This window comes from Marinobacterium iners DSM 11526, assembly GCF_900107855.1.
Classification (GTDB): Bacteria; Pseudomonadota; Gammaproteobacteria; order Pseudomonadales; family Balneatricaceae; genus Marinobacterium; species Marinobacterium iners.
Genome location: NZ_FNRJ01000008.1, coordinates 1 through 17,413 on the forward strand (window position 1 = coordinate 1; position 17,413 = coordinate 17,413).

20 protein-coding genes and 1 tRNA gene are annotated in these 17,413 nt (G+C 56.1%); 10 read left to right on the forward strand and 11 right to left on the reverse strand.

The annotated features are described in order from the left end of the window. Positions 1–8: 8 nt before the first annotated feature. Positions 9–85 (reverse strand) — tRNA-Asp (locus tag BLV48_RS09980). A 217-nt stretch (positions 86–302) separates the two neighbouring features. Between BLV48_RS09980 and syd the strand changes: the two genes are divergently transcribed. After that, positions 303–887 carry a SecY-interacting protein gene (syd, locus tag BLV48_RS09985; protein WP_091826534.1) on the forward strand — a complete coding sequence of 195 codons (585 nt, stop codon included), beginning with the start codon at positions 303–305 and terminating at the stop codon, positions 885–887. Here the strand turns inward: syd and BLV48_RS09990 are convergent, their stop codons facing one another. Then, on the reverse strand, positions 888–1,556 hold the full coding sequence (locus BLV48_RS09990; protein ID WP_091826536.1) for a DNA-3-methyladenine glycosylase I: 669 nt from the start codon (positions 1,554–1,556) through the stop codon (positions 888–890). A gap of 190 nt (positions 1,557–1,746) precedes the next feature. Here BLV48_RS09990 and BLV48_RS09995 point away from each other — a divergent pair, with 190 nt between their 5' ends. Then, a complete protein-coding gene (locus BLV48_RS09995; protein WP_091826538.1) occupies positions 1,747–2,961 on the forward strand; it encodes a pyridoxal phosphate-dependent aminotransferase in 1,215 nt (404 codons plus the stop codon). Between the two features lie 93 nt (positions 2,962–3,054). Further along, positions 3,055–3,423, forward strand: coding sequence for a hypothetical protein (locus BLV48_RS10000; protein WP_091826540.1), 369 nt, complete (start codon positions 3,055–3,057; stop codon positions 3,421–3,423). A gap of 3 nt (positions 3,424–3,426) precedes the next feature. On the opposite strand, the gene BLV48_RS10005 is transcribed toward BLV48_RS10000, so the two are convergent. Then, positions 3,427–3,903, reverse strand: coding sequence for a 3'-5' exonuclease family protein (locus BLV48_RS10005; protein WP_091826541.1), 477 nt, complete (start codon positions 3,901–3,903; stop codon positions 3,427–3,429). A 175-nt stretch (positions 3,904–4,078) separates the two neighbouring features. Here BLV48_RS10005 and htpX point away from each other — a divergent pair, with 175 nt between their 5' ends. Next, positions 4,079–4,969: a protease HtpX gene (gene htpX / locus BLV48_RS10010; RefSeq protein WP_091826543.1), complete on the forward strand. Its 891-nt coding sequence runs from the start codon at positions 4,079–4,081 to the stop codon at positions 4,967–4,969. A 64-nt stretch (positions 4,970–5,033) separates the two neighbouring features. On the opposite strand, the gene BLV48_RS10015 is transcribed toward htpX, so the two are convergent. From BLV48_RS10015 to pdxB, 3 genes are read right to left on the reverse strand one after another with little or no spacing between them, the layout of a single operon-like run. Next, entirely contained in the window at positions 5,034–6,155 is a 1,122-nt protein-coding gene (locus tag BLV48_RS10015; RefSeq protein ID WP_091826545.1) for an ATP-NAD kinase family protein, read from the reverse strand. Next, positions 6,152–6,868, reverse strand: coding sequence for a flagellar brake protein (locus tag BLV48_RS10020; protein ID WP_254775012.1), 717 nt, complete (start codon positions 6,866–6,868; stop codon positions 6,152–6,154). The genes BLV48_RS10015 and BLV48_RS10020 overlap by 4 nt, the downstream gene beginning before the upstream one ends. After that, the gene (pdxB, locus tag BLV48_RS10025; protein WP_217632987.1) at positions 6,865–8,043 is read right to left on the reverse strand and encodes a 4-phosphoerythronate dehydrogenase PdxB; all 1,179 of its coding nucleotides are present in this window, start codon (positions 8,041–8,043) and stop codon (positions 6,865–6,867) included. The genes BLV48_RS10020 and pdxB overlap by 4 nt, the downstream gene beginning before the upstream one ends. 186 nt (positions 8,044–8,229) lie before the next feature. On the opposite strand from pdxB, the gene BLV48_RS10030 reads away from it, so the two are divergent. Then, positions 8,230–8,400, forward strand: coding sequence for a hypothetical protein (locus tag BLV48_RS10030; protein WP_254775013.1), 171 nt, complete (start codon positions 8,230–8,232; stop codon positions 8,398–8,400). A 108-nt stretch (positions 8,401–8,508) separates the two neighbouring features. After that, the gene (gene trpB / locus BLV48_RS10035) at positions 8,509–9,711 is read left to right on the forward strand and encodes a tryptophan synthase subunit beta (RefSeq protein ID WP_091826548.1); all 1,203 of its coding nucleotides are present in this window, start codon (positions 8,509–8,511) and stop codon (positions 9,709–9,711) included. A gap of 7 nt (positions 9,712–9,718) precedes the next feature. On the opposite strand, the gene BLV48_RS10040 is transcribed toward trpB, so the two are convergent. After that, the gene (locus BLV48_RS10040; RefSeq protein WP_091826550.1) at positions 9,719–10,573 is read right to left on the reverse strand and encodes a diguanylate cyclase domain-containing protein; all 855 of its coding nucleotides are present in this window, start codon (positions 10,571–10,573) and stop codon (positions 9,719–9,721) included. Between the two features lie 159 nt (positions 10,574–10,732). On the opposite strand from BLV48_RS10040, the gene BLV48_RS10045 reads away from it, so the two are divergent. Genes BLV48_RS10045 through BLV48_RS10055 form a run of 3 tightly spaced genes read left to right on the forward strand, consistent with a single transcriptional unit; the run spans position 10,733 to position 12,304 of the window. Then, positions 10,733–11,221 carry a hypothetical protein gene (locus BLV48_RS10045; RefSeq protein WP_091826551.1) on the forward strand — a complete coding sequence of 163 codons (489 nt, stop codon included), beginning with the start codon at positions 10,733–10,735 and terminating at the stop codon, positions 11,219–11,221. Then, the gene (locus BLV48_RS10050; protein ID WP_091826553.1) at positions 11,218–11,835 is read left to right on the forward strand and encodes an SCO family protein; all 618 of its coding nucleotides are present in this window, start codon (positions 11,218–11,220) and stop codon (positions 11,833–11,835) included. Before BLV48_RS10045 ends, BLV48_RS10050 begins: the two co-directional genes overlap by 4 nt. Before the next feature lie 4 nt (positions 11,836–11,839). Then, positions 11,840–12,304 carry a copper chaperone PCu(A)C gene (locus tag BLV48_RS10055; protein WP_091826554.1) on the forward strand — a complete coding sequence of 155 codons (465 nt, stop codon included), beginning with the start codon at positions 11,840–11,842 and terminating at the stop codon, positions 12,302–12,304. 33 nt (positions 12,305–12,337) lie between these two features. On the opposite strand, the gene BLV48_RS10060 is transcribed toward BLV48_RS10055, so the two are convergent. From BLV48_RS10060 to BLV48_RS10075, 4 genes are read right to left on the reverse strand one after another with little or no spacing between them, the layout of a single operon-like run. After that, entirely contained in the window at positions 12,338–12,868 is a 531-nt protein-coding gene (locus tag BLV48_RS10060; protein ID WP_091826556.1) for a hypothetical protein, read from the reverse strand. Beyond that, entirely contained in the window at positions 12,861–13,412 is a 552-nt protein-coding gene (locus BLV48_RS10065; protein WP_254775014.1) for an elongation factor P hydroxylase, read from the reverse strand. Before BLV48_RS10065 ends, BLV48_RS10060 begins: the two co-directional genes overlap by 8 nt. Then, the gene (locus BLV48_RS10070; protein ID WP_091826559.1) at positions 13,405–14,160 is read right to left on the reverse strand and encodes a hypothetical protein; all 756 of its coding nucleotides are present in this window, start codon (positions 14,158–14,160) and stop codon (positions 13,405–13,407) included. The genes BLV48_RS10065 and BLV48_RS10070 overlap by 8 nt, the downstream gene beginning before the upstream one ends. 44 nt (positions 14,161–14,204) lie before the next feature. Then, entirely contained in the window at positions 14,205–15,554 is a 1,350-nt protein-coding gene (locus BLV48_RS10075; RefSeq protein WP_254775015.1) for a sigma-54 interaction domain-containing protein, read from the reverse strand. Between the two features lie 277 nt (positions 15,555–15,831). Between BLV48_RS10075 and BLV48_RS10080 the strand changes: the two genes are divergently transcribed. Next, complete coding sequence (locus tag BLV48_RS10080; protein WP_091826561.1) at positions 15,832–17,412, forward strand: cytochrome ubiquinol oxidase subunit I; 1,581 nt, start codon at positions 15,832–15,834, stop codon at positions 17,410–17,412. The last annotated feature ends 1 nt before the right edge of the window (position 17,413 follow it).

Genomic DNA, 17,413 nt, shown 5'->3' on the forward strand with positions numbered 1-17,413 from the left:
GAAGAGGTTGGCGGAACGGACGGGACTCGAACCCGCGACCCCCTGCGTGACAGGCAGGTATTCTAACCAACTGAACTACCGCTCCACTTACTTCATTCACAAACCGGTGCGTTTAAACTCACCCCGTGAATGAGGTGCGCATTTTAAGGAGTTCGCCTGCGTTGTCAATCGTTTATCAGAGATTTTTTTATTTTCCGCCCACCCACCTGCATAGAGTTTCAACGAGGCGATCAGACGGCTTGCAGCGCTGACGGGCATAAGACAGAGTGTGACCAAATCAGAAACCAATCGAAAGCACAGCCATGACTTCAGTTGCCGATAATCATACCGCAAGAGCGTTGGACGCATTCATGCAGCGCCTGACTGATCTGCACCAGCCCGATAGCTGGCCACTCACTCCATACGACCCCGACTGGCCCAGCCCCTGTTACCAGCAGGAAGCCGCCACCGGCGTACGGGTACTATGGCGCCCTGTGCTCAATACTGACGGAACAGACCTGTTTGAGGGACTGAGCAACGCGTTTGAACAACCGATACACTCCTCCGTTATCACTTTCTACAGCCGCTACTGGTCGGATCATATTCCGACCCAGCTGCCCGACGGGCGAGAAATCAGCCTGCTCCAGATCTGGAACCGGGAGGATTTCGAGCGGCTGCGCGGCAACCTGATCGGCCATGCCCTGAGCAAACAGAAGCAGAAGCGCCCGCTCACCCTGTTTTTTGCCACACTGGAGCCGGACACCGATCGTTTTTTCAGCGTCGACAACACGGATGGCAGCATCTGGCTGGAACGAGCCGGCAAGGCACCGCTGGAGCGAATCTCCGACAGTCTGGCCGACTTCCTCGATCAGCTGACGCCTTTGAAACTGCCAGACGTGGAGAGCTGATCAGCCTATGCTGTGTGCCAGCAAGCGACTAATCTGGCACAGAGGACGACCTGACTGCTCTCGCAACTGATTGAAAGCCTCCTGCACCTGTTCCAAGTCACGTTGGGCGGTAGGCTTTTTGTCCACCACGCCCTGCGCCTTCAACGCCACGATTACATCATCGGTTAAAATGAACGTATCCTTGCCCAGCATGCGCAGAAAGTAAGCACCTGAATTGCCGCCCAGCTGTTTGCCGCGCTTTTTGAACAGTTGCCACAGGCCAATGATGTTGTCTTCCGGCCACTGAGCGATCATCCCAGCGACACTGCCATACTCACGCGCCAGGTCGGTCATCAGCACTGCATTGGCGCGGGTCGCCTTGATCTTGCCAAAATGACGAATCAGCTGAGGGTTGTGCATCAACTGCTCCAGCGCCTCGTCACTCATTTCCTCTACCGCTTCCGGGTTAAAGCCGAAAAAGGCCTGCTCGAATGCCGGCCATTTGGCATCAACCAGCGAGTGCTTAAGGCCGGCGCGAAAGATGCGCCGGGTCATTACGGAAAACACCCTGTCATCATTCAGCGCAGCCAGAGTCATTGAGTCCAAAGGCAACGGTCCAAGTATTTCATCAAGTCTTCGTTCCGGATGTAAATTAAGTGCCTGCTCACACAGTTCCGACCAGTTCTTCATGGACACCACCTCCTGTTCAAATCAGGTCTGAAAACAGATCAGTTTGTTGCTCAAGCGGGACCGGGGCGCCATTGTCACGACCAGTACCGAGCGCGTATGATTGGTCACTTTAAATTTGCTGTCCAGTCAGTGCCACGCTCGGCCAGATGCATACGCCCGCCCGTCGCGCCTGGAGCTCAGGAACGAGAAGATGTCCGTCATTCGCAAATCGAATAAGCTGATCAACGTCTGCTACGATATTCGCGGCCCCGTCCTGCAGGAGGCCAAGCGCCTCGAAGAGGAAGGTCACCGCATCCTCAAGCTTAATATCGGCAACCCGGCCCCCTGGGGGTTCGAAGCACCGGAAGAGATCGTGCAGGATGTAATCCTCAACCTGCCCGCCTCGCAGGGCTATTGCGACTCCAAGGGCCTGTTTTCAGCGCGCAAGGCGGTGATGCAGGAGTGTCAGCGCAAAAATATCCGCAATGTGGGCATTGATGACATCTACATCGGCAATGGCGTATCCGAGCTGATCGTCATGTCGATGCAGGGACTGTTGAACGATAACGACGAAATGCTGATTCCGGCTCCGGACTACCCGCTCTGGACAGCGGCGGTGAGCCTGGCCGGTGGCAACCCGGTACATTACATCTGTGACGAGCAGCAGGACTGGTACCCGGACATCGACGACATTCGCAGCAAGATCACCCCCTACACCCGTGGCATTGTCGTCATCAACCCGAACAATCCCACCGGAGCACTCTACCCGGAATCGCTGCTGCTGGAGATTCTGGAGCTGGCCCGCGAACACAAGCTGATCGTGTTTGCCGACGAGATCTACGACAAGATCCTCTACGATGGCGAGCAACACACCTCACTGGCTTCACTGGCTGATGACGTGCTGTGCATCACCTTCAACGGCCTCTCCAAAACCTATCGTGCGGCCGGCTTCCGGTCCGGCTGGATGATCATCAGCGGCCCGAAACACCGCGCCCGCGATCTGATCGAAGGCTTTGAGATGCTGTCCAACATGCGCCTGTGTGCAAACGTGCCTTCGCAGCATGCCATCCAGACGGCACTGGGCGGTTATCAAAGCATCAATGAACTGATCGTGCCTGGCGGGCGCCTCTACGAGCAACGCACCCTGGCCTGGGAGATGCTGAACGACATACCCGGCGTATCCTGTGTCAAACCGAAAGGCGCCATGTACCTGTTCCCGAAACTGGACCCTGCACGCTACCCGATTCGCAACGACGAGAAGTTTGCGCTTGATTTGCTGCAGCAGCAGAAGGTGCTGATCGTACAGGGCAGCGGCTTTAATTACCCTGACACTCAACACTTCAGGCTTGTATTCCTGCCCTCCAAGGACCTACTCACCGACGCCATCGAACGCATCGGCAGCTTCCTGCGTACCTACGAGCAGTGATGCACCTCCGCTGACAACCCGCTCGGGTTGTCAGCAAAATGTCACCTGAATGACATATACTCAAGACAGACCCACCCATGACAGAGAGTCATCATGTTTATCAAGATCAAGAAAAACTGCGGTATTCAGATGGAACACAACGGTCTTGAGAAAGGCCGTCTGGTTCCGGTTACCTCAAACTTTCTGCTCAACCTGAGTCAGGTTGCGGAAGCATCTTTCTACACCATCAAGGATCGCAAGGTACGTCAGGATCTGGAAGGCCACGACATTGAGCTGCCATTGCAGACACGGGTCATCCATCTGCAAATGACCTATCTATACGCGACCTACAAGGAAACCATCAACGGCAACAAGGGCCGCCTGGTGGAGCGACAGTACTACAAGCTTTACTTCTCGCCCGAGAACGTGGATACCTATGAAGAGCTTCGCGGCGTGATCGACCAGCAGGTCGCCAACCCCTGAGCGCTAGGGGGACTCATACAGCACCGTGCGAATGGCGCTGATCAGATCCTCCACATCACGCATCGCCCGATGCCTGCGAAACTGGGTACGGGCGATGAACTGATACTGGATGTGCTGCTCGCCACTGAGCACGGCATCAAGCCCTACCAGCCGAAACGAAGGCTGCATGCCAACTGCTTGATATAACCGACGCAACCAGAAACCATCATAATCAAACGCATCACTGATTACTTCCTCACCCTTAAGTGCCTTATTCAGGCGCCGACAGGCTTCGTCCGCATCGATGCCTTCCTGCTGAAGCAACTCAGGCTCAATTCCATGCAGCTCTTCGGCAAACTCATCCCAATAGGTCCAGCCGGGTACAGATTCCGGGTTAATCAGAAAACTGTCATTGCGACCTGTTTCGGCACAGGCCCATGCAATCTCGATCGGATAGGAGTCCGAGGCAAGACCACTGGCTTCAAGGTCGATACAGATCACGCACTGCTCCCAACTGCTTAACTTCCAAACGGGAGCTCATGATACCAATTTATGTGACGATTCGGGGGACAAAGCGGAAGCAAAATTTTCTTGTCCAGCACAGCACACTGATTGAAACTAACGCACAACACCCCCATCTAATGGGCTAACCCAACTTCAGGAACATTTAACCACCATGATGAGAATTGCACTCTTTCTGGCCACGAACCTGGCTGTCATTCTGGTTGCCAGCGTCACGCTGAACCTGCTCGGGGTTGAACACTACCTCAGTGGAACAGGCCTTAACCTGACTTCACTGCTGATCTTTTGTGCCGTGTTCGGCTTTGCCGGCTCCATCATCTCACTGCTGCTGTCAAAAATGATGGCTAAGATGTCCACCCGCACCCAGCTGATCGAGCAACCCCGCACCGAACAGGAGCGCTGGCTGTTGGATACCGTTGCAGAGCTGTCACAGAAAGCGGGCATCAAGATGCCGGATGTCGGCGTCTTCCCGGCACAGCAGGCCAACGCCTTTGCAACCGGCTGGAACAAAAATGATGCGCTGGTTGCGGTGAGTGCAGGCCTGATGCAGCGCTTTCGCCCGGAAGAGATCCGCGCCGTACTGGCTCACGAAATCGGCCATGTTGCGAATGGTGACATGGTGACATTGGCCCTGATTCAAGGCGTCGTGAATACCTTCGTCATGTTTTTTGCTCGTATTGCCGGTTATGCCGTGGACTCTTTCCTGCGCCGCGGCGAGCAGAGTGGCGGAGTTGGAATCGGCTTCTACATCACCACATTCGTGTTCGAAATCATATTCGGCATTATTGCTTCCACCATCGTGGCCTGGTTCTCTCGCCGCCGCGAATACCGTGCCGATGAAGCCGGCGCACAGCTGGCCAGCCCCCATGCCATGATCGGTGCACTGCAGCGTCTGAAAGCCGAGTACGGCATGCCTGATCAGCTGGAGGGTCAGCTGACCGCCTTTGGCATCAGCAGCCACATGAAGCAGGGATTCATGGCCCTGTTCGCCAGCCACCCCCCGCTGGATGATCGTATTGCTCACCTGAAGCAGATCGGCCGCTAGAGACAAAACCGAAAAGGCGCCTCGACAGGCGCCTTTTCAGCTTCAGGGAAAGTTGTCCGTATGACTACTGATTTACCGGTTTCGCAGCGGGGTAAAGCACAGCATCGCGATAGCCTGTATGCACCTGAATCAGCCCTGCCAGCGAAGCATCCAACTCAGGATCACCACTATCAACGATCAGCGGCCGCCCATCAAGTGCATTCAGCTTGGTTTTGGTCGCCACCACATAGAGACCGCCCCGACCAGCACGCCTGAGCAATTCAGGGCTAAGCTGCTGATTGCCACGGCCGATGATGTGCCCCTGCCCTCCTATCAGAGTGATGACGATCTGCACTGATTGATCTGCCGTTAAGCGCTCCAGCTCGTGGGCAGTACAGTCAGACGCAATCAATTCGCCGTTGCGCACAAGGTCGACACCCAGCAAGGTATTCTCAATCCCAAGCGCATCCATGATGGCCGCCACGGTGGTACCGGAACCGATCAGATAGTTCACGTCCGCGTCCATCTGCTCGATAAAGCCGGCGGCAATATCATCAAGCACCAGCTGCTCATCTTCCTGACCACCGCCGTTTTTAACATGCTGCAGATAGCGGTGCTCGACCGGAACGTTCATTTCGCCAAAAAAGCGAGCCTGTACTCGCCCGGCACGAAAGGCATCTTCATCAAGATCACGCACCTCCTGCCCACCCAGGCTGACCAGCTCACCACGCACCAGCATGGCCAACAACTCTCCTGCGGCGGCAGGTGTAATCGCGTAGACACCGGAGTGAATCTTGACTCCCGCCGGAACACCCAGTACCGGAATTGTATCTTCCACCGCTTCGCAGACATTACGCGCAGTCCCATCACCTCCTGCAAACAGGATAAGATCAGCACCTGACCGTTTCAGGGCTCGCGCCGCAGCCAAGGTATCATCAGCGGTGCTGGGATCGGTCTGTGGCTTACCGATAACCCGGGTGACAAAGCCCAGCTCACGCGCCAGATCAGCCCCCATATCACCGTCCCAGGTCAGTATTTCAATCTCCATGCCCTGGACAGCCATCAGCGCGACACGCGTACGCTCAATGGCACGCGGGACCGCTCCCAGCTCAAGCGCACGTGCAGCAACATCATCACTCCCCTTGAGCGCCACACTGCCACCCAAACCGGCCAACGGGTTAATGATCAATCCCAGCCTGAAGCTCATCTTTCCATCTCCTCCAGGTAGCCGGTATCCAGTAACTGCTGCTGGTAAATAAAGCCCGCCAGAATCAGACGTGTCTCCTCCTCAAGGTCGATGAACTCAATACCATGACTGAAGGCATTGAGCAGTCCAGCGGCAGACTGATACTGGTTGCAGATACGCGCCGGCAGTAACAGCATATGATCCATACCGGCCACACTGACTCGTGCGGTAACATAGAGCGAGTCACCGGGCTGACCGAGAATACGGGCAGCATCAATACGTGCACCTGACAGACTTAGGTCACGGCAGCAGGCCGTAATGGCCGGGCTTGAGCCGGGCAGCGCAAACTCATCCGCTTCAATCCTGACAGTCAGATTCATTGCTACACGGGTGTGCTGGCGCACCTTTTTCAATTCGACCTGCTGCGGGTAGGCCAGATGCCAGTAGTGAAACGGTTGCGACTGGATATGCAACAGGCGGGTTTCGAAGGTACACAGATAATTGCCACTCATCAGCCGAGCGGTAAAACGGGTTCCTGCATGTACCAGCCCCGAGCCGGACGGCTTCGGACCCGTCACCAACAGGCTTTGATTTTCCTTCAGGCCAATCAGCTGAACCGTAAAGCGCTGACGCGGTGAGCGCACTTCCAAACGTACCTTTTCACCGATCACCGGATTCAGTTCAGCCAGCGTTTTCAGTGTTTTGCCTGGCAAGAAGGCGGACATATCGGTCATGCGTTACCTGTCGTCTGTTGCAGTTGTCCCAAGCTGTTATCGATGGTGAAACCCAATGCGTCCAGCTGACGCTCAAGCACCCCACTGGCAGAAACGCGCAGGGTAGCGAATTCTCTGCGTTCGGGATACATGCGCCGCAGCTGATCGAATGCCTTACCTTGCTGTCCAGGTGACAGGGACAACGTAGCGCGCAGGGCTCGATCATCCCGGAAGGGATCATACACCAGCCGCACCGGTGTCAGCAGGTCGGCATCCAGTGACAGCGCCAGGAATTCCACCTCGGCGGCGGGCAATATCTTCTCCAGCTTAATAGTCGCAGGCCGACCAAGATACTCACACAGCGCACGATAGAGCATCCAGCTGCCCCGTATCTTTCCATCCAGCGCATAGCCGGCAATATGCGGCGTCGCTACGGCACAGAGTGCCGCCAGCTGCGGATCAACTTCAGGTTCATGTTCCCACACATCCAGTACAAGCGTCACGTCAGGACGCTGCCGCTTGAACGCCAGCAACGCTCGGTTATCGATCACCGACCCACGGCCGGTATTGAGCAGAATCGCATCCGGTTTCAGCAACGCCAGTGTTTCAGCGTTAAACAGATGCCAGCTTGGCCAGGGCCCTGACCTGACCAGTGGTGTATGCAGAGAGACGATATCAGCCTGTTGCAACAGCGTGGCAAGATCAACAAACCCCGCTTCCCCTTCCTGATCAACCCTCGGCGGGTCACACAACAGCACTTCGATACCCATGGTTTGTAGCCGCTGCTGCAGCCGGCCACCCACATTACCGACCCCTACAATGCCGACCACCTTGTCAAACAGATCGAATCCCCGCTCACCGGCCAGATGCAACAGACTGCTGAGCACATATTCCACCACCGAGTCGGCGTTGGAGCCCGGCGCACTGCTGAAGCCAATACCCTGCCGCTCAAGCCAGGGCAGATCAACATGATCCGTGCCGATGGTGGCCGTGCCCACAAAGCGCACCGGCGTATCGGCGAGGAGCGCCTCATTCACCTGCGTCACCGAACGCACCAACAGTATATCCGCAGCCACCAGGTCATCACGACACAGCTCCCGGCCGGGGCGGCGTACAAGACGGCCCAGGCCGCCAAACAGGGAATCGAGCGCAGGCATGTTCTCATCGGTCACAATTGTCAGTTCAGCTGTCTTCAAGTTCCTATCCTTATCAGGCCGGGGGCTTTACAAATGCCAGTGAATCAGGCTCAATCACGCGCCCCATTATAAGACTATCCCCCCTTCGGGTCATTGAACGGTAACGCTTCCTTGGTTGTGCGCTGGCAGAAAAATCATGATTTTCTTGTTGTCCGGATCTACCGTGATCTGGCTGGCGATTGGGTCGTGACCCAATGCGAGGGCAACCGGTTAACGCCGAAGTGCTATCACCAGACCCTGACCCCCTCCTATCAGGCAGCGCTGCAGTTACTGCGCCAGATCAGCCGCGAACAACGTCAACGAGGCTATCGCCGTACAGCCGCCCATGAAGAACAACTGGGCTTTGATTTCAGTTGAGTTTTTATCACTTCAGCCTTGGCACCCTCACGCCTGCGTTTTATAGTCTCTGACCGCACCAATATGACTGATTGATGGCAGCCAGATGCCTCAGCGCATGGAGAGAGTATGAGCAGATTCGAGTTTTCCCAGATGCCCGACGCCAACGGCTACTTCGGTGAATACGGTGGCCAGCTGATTCCGCCCGAGCTGAAGCAGGTGATGGATGAGATTGACCATGCCTATGAAGAGATCCGCCACCAGCCCGAATTTCAGCAGGAACTGGCCGATCTGTTCACCGACTATGTCGGACGTCCAAGCCCCGTATTCTATGCCCGCCGCCTGAGCGAGAAACTGGGTGGAGCACGCATCTTCCTCAAGCGCGAAGACCTCAACCACACCGGTGCTCACAAGATCAATCACTGCCTGGGGGAAGCCCTGCTGGCCAAATACATGGGCAAGACCAAGGTAATCGCCGAAACCGGTGCCGGCCAACACGGTGTTGCACTGGCAACCGCCTGTGCACTGGTAGGCATCCCCTGCGAAATTCACATGGGTCAGGTCGATATCGAAAAGGAACATCCCAACGTGGTCAAGATGAAAATTCTTGGCTGCACACTGATTCCTGTGACGCGCGGCACTGCCACCTTGAAAGACGCTGTCGACAGCGCCTTTGAAGAGTACCTGAAAGACCCTGACAACTTCATTTATGCCATCGGTTCAGTGGTAGGCCCTCACCCCTTCCCGAAAATGGTGCGCGATTTCCAGAGCATCATCGGCAAGGAAGCGCGTGAACAGTTCCAGCAACGTGAAGGCCGTTTGCCCGATTATGTCACGGCGTGCGTCGGCGGTGGTTCCAACGCCATCGGCATGTTCACGGCATTCCTGGAAGACGAAAACGTCAACCTGGTCGGTGTAGAACCCGCTGGCTTTGGCCTGGATACCGACAAGCACTCCGCCACCATGACTCTGGGCAAGCCCAGTGAAATCCATGGTATGCGCTGCTATGTGCTGGAGCAGGAAGATGGCACACCGATGCCGGTACACTCCATCGCCTCAGGCCTGGACTACCCAGGGGTCGGCCCGCAGCACAGCTACCTGAAAGACTTGGGTCGGGTGCAGTATGAAACCGCCACCGATGACGAATGCCTGGATGCTTTCATGACCCTGTCCCGTGTGGAGGGGATCATTCCTGCACTGGAAAGCTCACATGCCGTTGCCTGGGCGATGCGCAAGGCCCCAGAGCTAAGCCCGGAACAGTGCATTCTGGTTAACCTGTCAGGCCGTGGCGACAAAGACGCGGACTACGTAGCACAGAAACTGGGGCTGTAACGCCCCTTTAGAAGTAATACACCCGCTCTTCAAGCATGATCGACCGGTGCAGCGCCTGCTCTGACCGGTCGATCAGCTCATCCGCTGTCAGACCATCATCCGGGCTCACCGCCACGCCGATATTGATGCAAAGCCCCGGCAGATCCGCTTGCTGCATCTGTTCCAGCGCCGCCGCCAGCTTGTTGATCACCCGCTCAATGGCTTCCGGGCAGTCGATCTGTTCCAGCACCACCAACCAGGCGCCTGAGTCCAGCCGCGCCAGCGTATCACCCTTGCGAATCTGCTCCTGCAGCACTTGCGACATCCGCCTAAGACTGTTGTTGTAGCACCCCTCCGCTTGCTCCGGCTGCTGCCCGCTGAGTTGCAGCGACAGAAACACAACATACTCCTGAGCTCGCTGGGCGCGCTGCAGGGAGTGCTCCAGGCGTGCCCGCACCTTCATGTCTGCTGCCGGCGGCAAGTTGTCCTCACTCAAAGGTGCCAGCGGATGTTGCAGGCGGTACAACGGTGTCATGTCACGCCCAGTAATCAGAACCGAATCGATCGCCTCGTCATCGCCAACTCCGGGGGTCACCTCGAATCGAATCAGACGTGGGCTGGAATCAGGCACCTCCAGCCAGCGCTCCAGATCCTTGCGCTCGTCCGTCACCATCAGTTCACGCAAGACAGGCAACGGGTAGGCCTTGCCCAGCAGCACTTCACGAGATTTGCCGGTGAGACGCGCAAACGCAAGATTACACCAGCTGCAGGTTCCATCCAGACTCAGGACCAGAATCAGCTCCGGCAACTGGTCCATAAGGGCATACAGGTGTTGCGGGTTTACAGCCTGTACTGTTTTTTGTTCTGTGCTGCTGGCACTCATTGGGAGGCTTTCCTGATCTGGTTGTTACAAAGTCTGTCGGGCCTGACACGATAACCAATCCTGCGCCATCTGACCAGATTGTCTCGACCTGTCAGGCCATCAGGTGCGACAATTTGTCACCTTCACGGCTTACCACTGCTCACCTAAACTGGAGCCCGAATGAATACGCGCACCGATACTGCCATGGACTGGCTGAAGCCACTGCTGATGGCACTGTTGATGATCGGCCTGCTGGCCAGCTTCTGGCTGGGTGCACGCTTGATCCAAGAAAGCCTCAGCAGTGGGACGCATGCCCAAACAGTGGACTGTGACCTGCAACAGGGGCCGTGCCAGTTTGAACTGGACGGGGTATTGATGCAGCTTGAAGCAACACCGAGACCTCTGCGGTCATTACTGCCGTTCGAGCTGTTTCTGAAGGTACAGGGTGAACGGGATATTACCCAAGTTAATGCAGAGCTGCAGGGGGTAGATATGTATATGGGACAGAACCGTTTCAACCTCAAAGCTGAACCCGGTAAAAGCAACCTATGGCGCGGACGCAGCGAGCTCGCCATCTGTACCACCGGCGAGATGCGCTGGTACCTTCTGCTGATGCTTGAAACGGCCACCGGGCAGAAACAGGCCCGGTTCGAGTTCAATGCCCGATGAATACACAGCTGAAAACACTCAAGATATTGCTGTTACTGACCGCCTTTCTACTGGCGGGGCTTACGCTCGCGTTCGTATTGCGACCACAGCCAGTCGAGACACGCATTGCACAGGGCGATACCCGCCTTGGCGGCGATTTCACCCTGACTTCTGCCACGGGGCCGGTATCCCTGTCCGACTTCAGGGGGCAGGTTGCCGTTGTATATATCGGCTACGCCTCCTGCCCGGATGTATGCCCCACTGCGCTGGCCGTGCTGACCCAGGCACTTCGCAACCTGGATGACACTCAGCGCGAACAGGTACAGGGCATTTTCATCAGTGTTGACCCGGAGCGAGACACCCCCGAAAAGCTGGCACAATACACCGCTTTCTTCTCACCACGCTTGATCGGTGTTACCGGCAACAAGAGTGAAATCGACAGGGTGGTGAAACAATATGGCGCTTTCTATCGACGCGTAGAGATGCGTGATTCTGCGTTGGGATATGCAGTGGATCACTCATCAAGGCTTTACCTGATCAATCGCGAAGGACAGCTGGTGGACACACTGCTGCACAACAGCACCCCGGATGAACTAACGCTGCACCTTAAACAACTTCTCGCCGAACAAGGATAACATCATGACTCGATTGTCGACTCTGCTGACCGCCCTTTGCCTGAGCAGCTCCATGGCCTTTGCCGCCGATATCAGCGTTGAACAACCTGTTGCCCGCGCCACACCACCGGGCCAGCCTAACAGCGCCGCATTCATGCAACTGGTCAACAAGGGCGAGACAACCGCGCTGGTCGCAGCCAAGTCATCCGTGGCAGACGTGGTTGAACTGCACACGCACACCAATGACGAAGGTGTAATGCGCATGCGCAAAATCGAGAAGATTGAACTGCCCGCCGGAGAAACTACTGTACTGCAACCCGGTGGACTGCATGTAATGCTGATCGGCTTGAAGCAACCGCTGCAGGCCGGCAGTCAGATCGACCTCAGCCTTGAATATGCAGATGGCAGCCAACAGCAGGTTGAAGTTCCTGTACAAATGGCGATGCCGGCCGGCATGCAGATGCAACAGCAAAAACACGGTAGCCACTGAGCCCGGAATGGACCGGAGCCGGCAGGCTTCGGTTCAGCACATCTTGCAGCCGCGCAAGCGTGCATCGAAATGGCTGTAAATTGCCAGGCAGGCTTCCTTCTCGCTTGCCACACCCAAAAATTGACTGTTGTAACCTTCCACATAGTGCATGCTGCGCAGTTCGGGATCCAGCTTGTCCGTCTCAACCCGATACGACTTGAAGCCTACCCGGTAAACACCGGCATAATCCGCATAAGTCAGCTTCCCGCCGTCCACCGTTACGGGCGGGCCTGACCGAGCCAGCTCCAGTGCAGGCACTTTCAGCGGATTGTCAGTGTGCAGAGCCAGAAAAAAGTCTGCCTGCCCAGCGGTATCAAATACACCCAGCACCCAGCTGGCGTCTTCATTCCAGGCATAAAGATACCAGAACACCTCAGCCCCACGACTCAGCGCCAGGCGCTGGTAGTAAAACTGGTCAGAGCGGGCACACTCAAGCGTCAGCAACCGCTCCTGATTTGGCAGTTCACATGACGCATCCGGCAGGCAACTGGCCCAGTCGGTTGCCTGAATCATCAGGTTACGCATATTCACACTCGTCATGTTCGAGGCAGAACTGTTCCGGCTGAAGGGGTTCAGTGCCATATTCCTGCTGCAGTCCCTCCACCAGCGTTCTGACCCGCGGCGGCAACCCCCGCTGCAGTATCATCTGCACCTCAGCCAGTACCGACTGCCTGAAGCCATCGCTGGCACCGATACCGGCACTGAGATTATCGGCACTGAAGTGAAACTTGCGTCCGGCGGACATATTGAAGATCCACTCGTAGGCCTGTGGACGCACTTCAACACGCTCGAACTCGGCCTGTTCATCCGCAGTGCGTCCATCCGGCTTGTACCAGTAACCAAAATCTTCCAGCAGACGACGCTCGGGACCCGCCACGCACCAGTGTGCAATTTCGTGCAGCGCACTGGCATAAAAGCCATGCGCAAAGATGATGCGATGATGCGGATGAACCTGATCGGCCGGCAGATAGATCGGCTCATCGTCACCCGCTACCAGTTCAGTATTGTAGCTGAGAAGAAAAAGGCGGTTGAACAGCCGAATCAGCGGCTGGTAATCCGGTTCAGTCACTGATGTACTCCTGCCAGCGGGTATCGTTGAGCCACCAGGTACTGCCGGTGTTACGATCAATCCTGACCGCCACATACCCTTTGCGATCCTGGTCCGCTCGGTGCAGCAGCACTTTATAGTCCCCTTGCGATGGCGCTTGCTGCTCCTGCAGCGGACGCCATTCACCTCTGTCCGCAAGCCAGGTCGAACCGTTCAGTCGGTGGTAACGCAGCAGAATCCAGTCGCCGTTGCGTGTATAGGTCGTGCCGAGTGCATATTCACCATCCGAGGAACCGGTATTGTCGAGCGAATTCAACACCTGCATCAGCTGCCCGATCGCCATATCCAGCTGTTCACTACCATTGGCAGCTGTTCCCGAGGCTTCAGATTCAACATCCACTTCACTTGTAGCTGCAGTACTGCTGCTGATCAGCTGCAAGCGATTGAGCACCATCTGGTTTTGCTCCTGCAGCCGCTGATTATCGGAGCGCAGTTGCAGCATCTGCTCCTGAATGAGCGTAAGGCGACCACTGAGTTGATCAAACTGGGACTGGCTCGAAATCGTTGGTGCAGCAGGTGGCTGCTGTTCGGGACGTGAGCGATCTTCGCTGGCAGATTGACCGCCAGAGGCTTCTGCCCTTGCACCATCACGCACCTGCTGAGTTTGTGGGGCTTCGTCAGAGGCGCTTTCCGGCCGCGTCTGATTGGTGGCATTACACCCCAAAAGCAGGGCACTCAACAGCAAGGGAGTTAATTTGATGATGCGCACATTAGCCTCGGGTCACCGTAAAATGTGTAGTTATCTTATCCGATCTAGCCGCCGGCATCAGCATTGCCTGAATCCGTTTCATGGCCCAATTGCAAACGCTGCAGCTTGCGATACAGGGTACGCTCACTGACTCCCAGGCGCCGTGCCAGTTCCCGACGTTCACCGCTGAAGCGGGCACTGACTTGCTCCAGATAGCGGTTTTCAAGTTGATCCAGTGGCATCAGCGGCAACGCATCCAGATCCTGCTGCGGCAGCGGTTGTATCTCCAGGCATTCCTGTGGCAAGTGCTCCGGCTGAATAACACCATCATCGGCCAGCAGAATCCCGCGCTCCAGAATGTTACGCAGCTCACGGATATTCCCCGGAAAGGCATAGTGCTGCAGCAGGTCGAGCGTTTGCGCAGCCAGCGTCACCCCCACTCCGCCCGGCAGACGTTGCAGCAGCGACGCCGTCAGCAATGGCAGATCTTCTATACGCTCATGCAACGCCGGCAAGGGTACCGGAAACGCTGAAATCCGATAGTAAAGATCCTGACGGAACAGCCCTTCTCTCACCTGCTGACGCAAATCACGGTGAGTCGCACAGACCAGCCGGAAATCGGCATGTTGTGGCTCAACACTGCCCACGGGCCGAAAGCTGCCGGTTTCGATCAAACGCAACAGCTTGACTTGCAGACTGAGCGGAATTTCGCCAATCTCATCCAGAAACAACGTGCCACCTCGGGCCGCTTCCACCAGCCCCTTCTTGCGACTGACTGCACCGGTAAACGCCCCCCGCTCATGACCGAACAACTCACTTTCAAACAACCCTTCACTCAGGCCGGAGCACTCCACTGTTACGAATGGCGCACGCGCACGCGGGCTGCTCTCATGCAAGGCACGCGCAACCAACTCCTTTCCGGTACCGGACTCGCCCAGCAACAGCACAGTGATTTCACTGGGCGCCGCGCGATGGATCAATGACAACATGCGAGTAAAGGCAGGCGCACGCCCAACCAGCCCTTCCTGATCACTGACCTGCGCCCGCGCTTCGCGTACCTGGTGCATCACTTCCAGAAACCCGGTCAGACGCCCGCGCGCATCGGTCAGCGGCATCATTTCCACATCCACATGCTCGTCACCATAGGGCGTGTTGTGCAGATGCAATACACGTTGACGCTGACCACTCTGACGGCATTCCTTCAACGGGCAGGACTCCCCCGCCTGGTCACAGGGCACCGAATAACCGTGTGACACCTCATAGCAGGTGCGGCCAATCACCTCCCGTTCACCCGCATAAAGGGCACGGTAAGACTGATTGGTTGCCATGACTCTGTATTCAGTCGACAGCAATGCTGCCGGTTCGGGTATTGCTTCCAGCATTGTCGCAGGATCAAACGGCCCGGTTTGTTGCATCGGCTACCTCCACATTTCACCTAAAGCCCTACCGCCACAAATGTCAGCCACGCCACCAACGACTGACATTATTGACGCTCCGCGACACTTTGTCACTTCCACCAACGCCAAGATCAGCGTAAAACTCCAGTCACTATTGTAATCTATACTTGATGAATACTGATTTATGCAAAAATGTTACCCTTTACAAACAAATTGAAATATATGGCACAGGTCCTGCATTATTGCAGGCACACGCATTACGCACTCGGTTTTAACCTGCAACAGGAGACTGGTAATGATCACTGAGGAAATCGTTGATCTTTCCCGGCTACAGTTCGCTATAACGGCGCTGTATCACTACCTTTTCGTCCCGCTGACGCTGGGACTGTCATTCATGCTTGCCATCATGGAGTCGGTTTACGTCATGACCGGCAAGCAGATCTACAAGGACATGACCAAATTCTGGGGCAAGTTGTTTGGCATCAACTTTGCTCTTGGGGTCACTACCGGTCTGACCATGGAATTCGAGTTCGGTACCAACTGGGCTTACTACTCGCATTACGTAGGCGATGTGTTTGGCGCTCCGCTGGCGATCGAAGGCTTGATGGCATTTTTCCTTGAATCAACCTTTGTCGGCCTGTTCTTCTTCGGCTGGGAACGACTGTCCAAGGTCAAGCACCTGATGGTGACCTGGCTGGTCGCATTGGGCTCAAACCTGTCTGCACTCTGGATTTTGGTGGCCAACGGCTGGATGCAGAACCCGGTCGGTTCCGAGTTCAACTACGAAACCATGCGCATGGAGATGACCAGCTTCGCCGAAGTGTTCCTCAACCCGGTGGCGCAGGTGAAATTCGTCCATACCGTTTCAGCAGGGTATGTCACCGCAGCCATGTTCGTGTTGGGCATCAGTGCCTATTACCTGCTTAAGGGGCGCGACCTTGCTTTTGCACGCCGCTCATTTGCGATCGCATCCGCTTTCGGTCTGGCCTCTATTCTGTCGGTGATCCTGCTGGGCGACGAGTCCGGTTATGAGCTGGGTGACGTGCAGAAAACCAAGCTGGCCGCAATCGAAGCTGAATGGCATACCGAAGCGGCACCGGCAGCCTTTACCCTGTTCGGCATGCCGAATGATGAGACCATGAACACCGACTACGCCGTCAAAATCCCTTATGTGATGGGTATCATCGCGACTCGGTCGTTGGATGAAGAGGTCACTGGCATCCGTGACTTGATTGTTGAGCATGAAGCCCGTATCCGCCGCGGCATCTACGCTTACGAGGTACTGCAGAAACTGCGCAATGGTGAAGTGACCGAAGAGCTTGAGGCCGAATTTGATCGCGTCAAAGTCGATCTGGGTTACGGTTTGCTGCTCAAGCGGTATACCGAAAACGTGGTCGATGCCACTGAAGAACAGATTCAGGCAGCCGCCCGGGATACAATCCCAAGTGTTGCACCGATGTTCTGGGCCTTCCGCATCATGGTCGCCAGTGGCTTCTGGATGTTGCTGGTATTTGCACTCGCGTTCTATTTCACTGCCAAGCGCACAGCCTTTACCAAACGCTGGTTGCTCAAAGCGGCATTGTTCTCCATTCCAGCACCCTGGATCGCCAACGAGATGGGCTGGTTTGTTGCCGAGTATGGCCGTCAGCCATGGGCGATCGGTGAGATTCTTCCCACCTTCGTTGCACCATCGGTACTGACCAAAGCTGACCTGCTGGGCAGTCTGGCCGCCTTTATCGTGCTGTACACCCTGCTGGCGATTGTTGAGATCTACCTGATGGTGAGATTCTCGCGCATCGGCCCCAGCAGCCTGCAAACCGGCCGCTACCACCACGAGCAGGATGAGCAATCCGCTTCCGAGCCGGCCAAGGCCTGAT

Excerpts from the sequence above, each read along its gene's own strand:
- BLV48_RS09995 (WP_091826538.1), top strand. The coding sequence starts at position 1,747 with ATGTCCGTCATTCGCAAATCGAATAAGCTGATCAACGTCTGCTACGAT.
- BLV48_RS10060 (WP_091826556.1), bottom strand. The coding sequence starts at position 12,868 with ATGCGTAACCTGATGATTCAGGCAACCGACTGGGCCAGTTGCCTGCCG.
- BLV48_RS10020 (WP_254775012.1), bottom strand. The coding sequence starts at position 6,868 with ATGACCGATATGTCCGCCTTCTTGCCAGGCAAAACACTGAAAACGCTG.
- BLV48_RS10015 (WP_091826545.1), bottom strand. The coding sequence starts at position 6,155 with ATGAGCTTCAGGCTGGGATTGATCATTAACCCGTTGGCCGGTTTGGGT.
- syd (WP_091826534.1), top strand. The coding sequence starts at position 303 with ATGACTTCAGTTGCCGATAATCATACCGCAAGAGCGTTGGACGCATTC.
- trpB (WP_091826548.1), top strand. The coding sequence starts at position 8,509 with ATGAGCAGATTCGAGTTTTCCCAGATGCCCGACGCCAACGGCTACTTC.
- BLV48_RS10055 (WP_091826554.1), top strand. The coding sequence starts at position 11,840 with ATGACTCGATTGTCGACTCTGCTGACCGCCCTTTGCCTGAGCAGCTCC.
- BLV48_RS09990 (WP_091826536.1), bottom strand. The coding sequence starts at position 1,556 with ATGAAGAACTGGTCGGAACTGTGTGAGCAGGCACTTAATTTACATCCG.
- BLV48_RS10040 (WP_091826550.1), bottom strand. The coding sequence starts at position 10,573 with ATGAGTGCCAGCAGCACAGAACAAAAAACAGTACAGGCTGTAAACCCG.
- BLV48_RS10075 (WP_254775015.1), bottom strand. The coding sequence starts at position 15,554 with ATGCAACAAACCGGGCCGTTTGATCCTGCGACAATGCTGGAAGCAATA.
- BLV48_RS10000 (WP_091826540.1), top strand. The coding sequence starts at position 3,055 with ATGTTTATCAAGATCAAGAAAAACTGCGGTATTCAGATGGAACACAAC.
- BLV48_RS10080 (WP_091826561.1), top strand. The coding sequence starts at position 15,832 with ATGATCACTGAGGAAATCGTTGATCTTTCCCGGCTACAGTTCGCTATA.
- BLV48_RS10045 (WP_091826551.1), top strand. The coding sequence starts at position 10,733 with ATGAATACGCGCACCGATACTGCCATGGACTGGCTGAAGCCACTGCTG.
- BLV48_RS10050 (WP_091826553.1), top strand. The coding sequence starts at position 11,218 with ATGAATACACAGCTGAAAACACTCAAGATATTGCTGTTACTGACCGCC.
- htpX (WP_091826543.1), top strand. The coding sequence starts at position 4,079 with ATGATGAGAATTGCACTCTTTCTGGCCACGAACCTGGCTGTCATTCTG.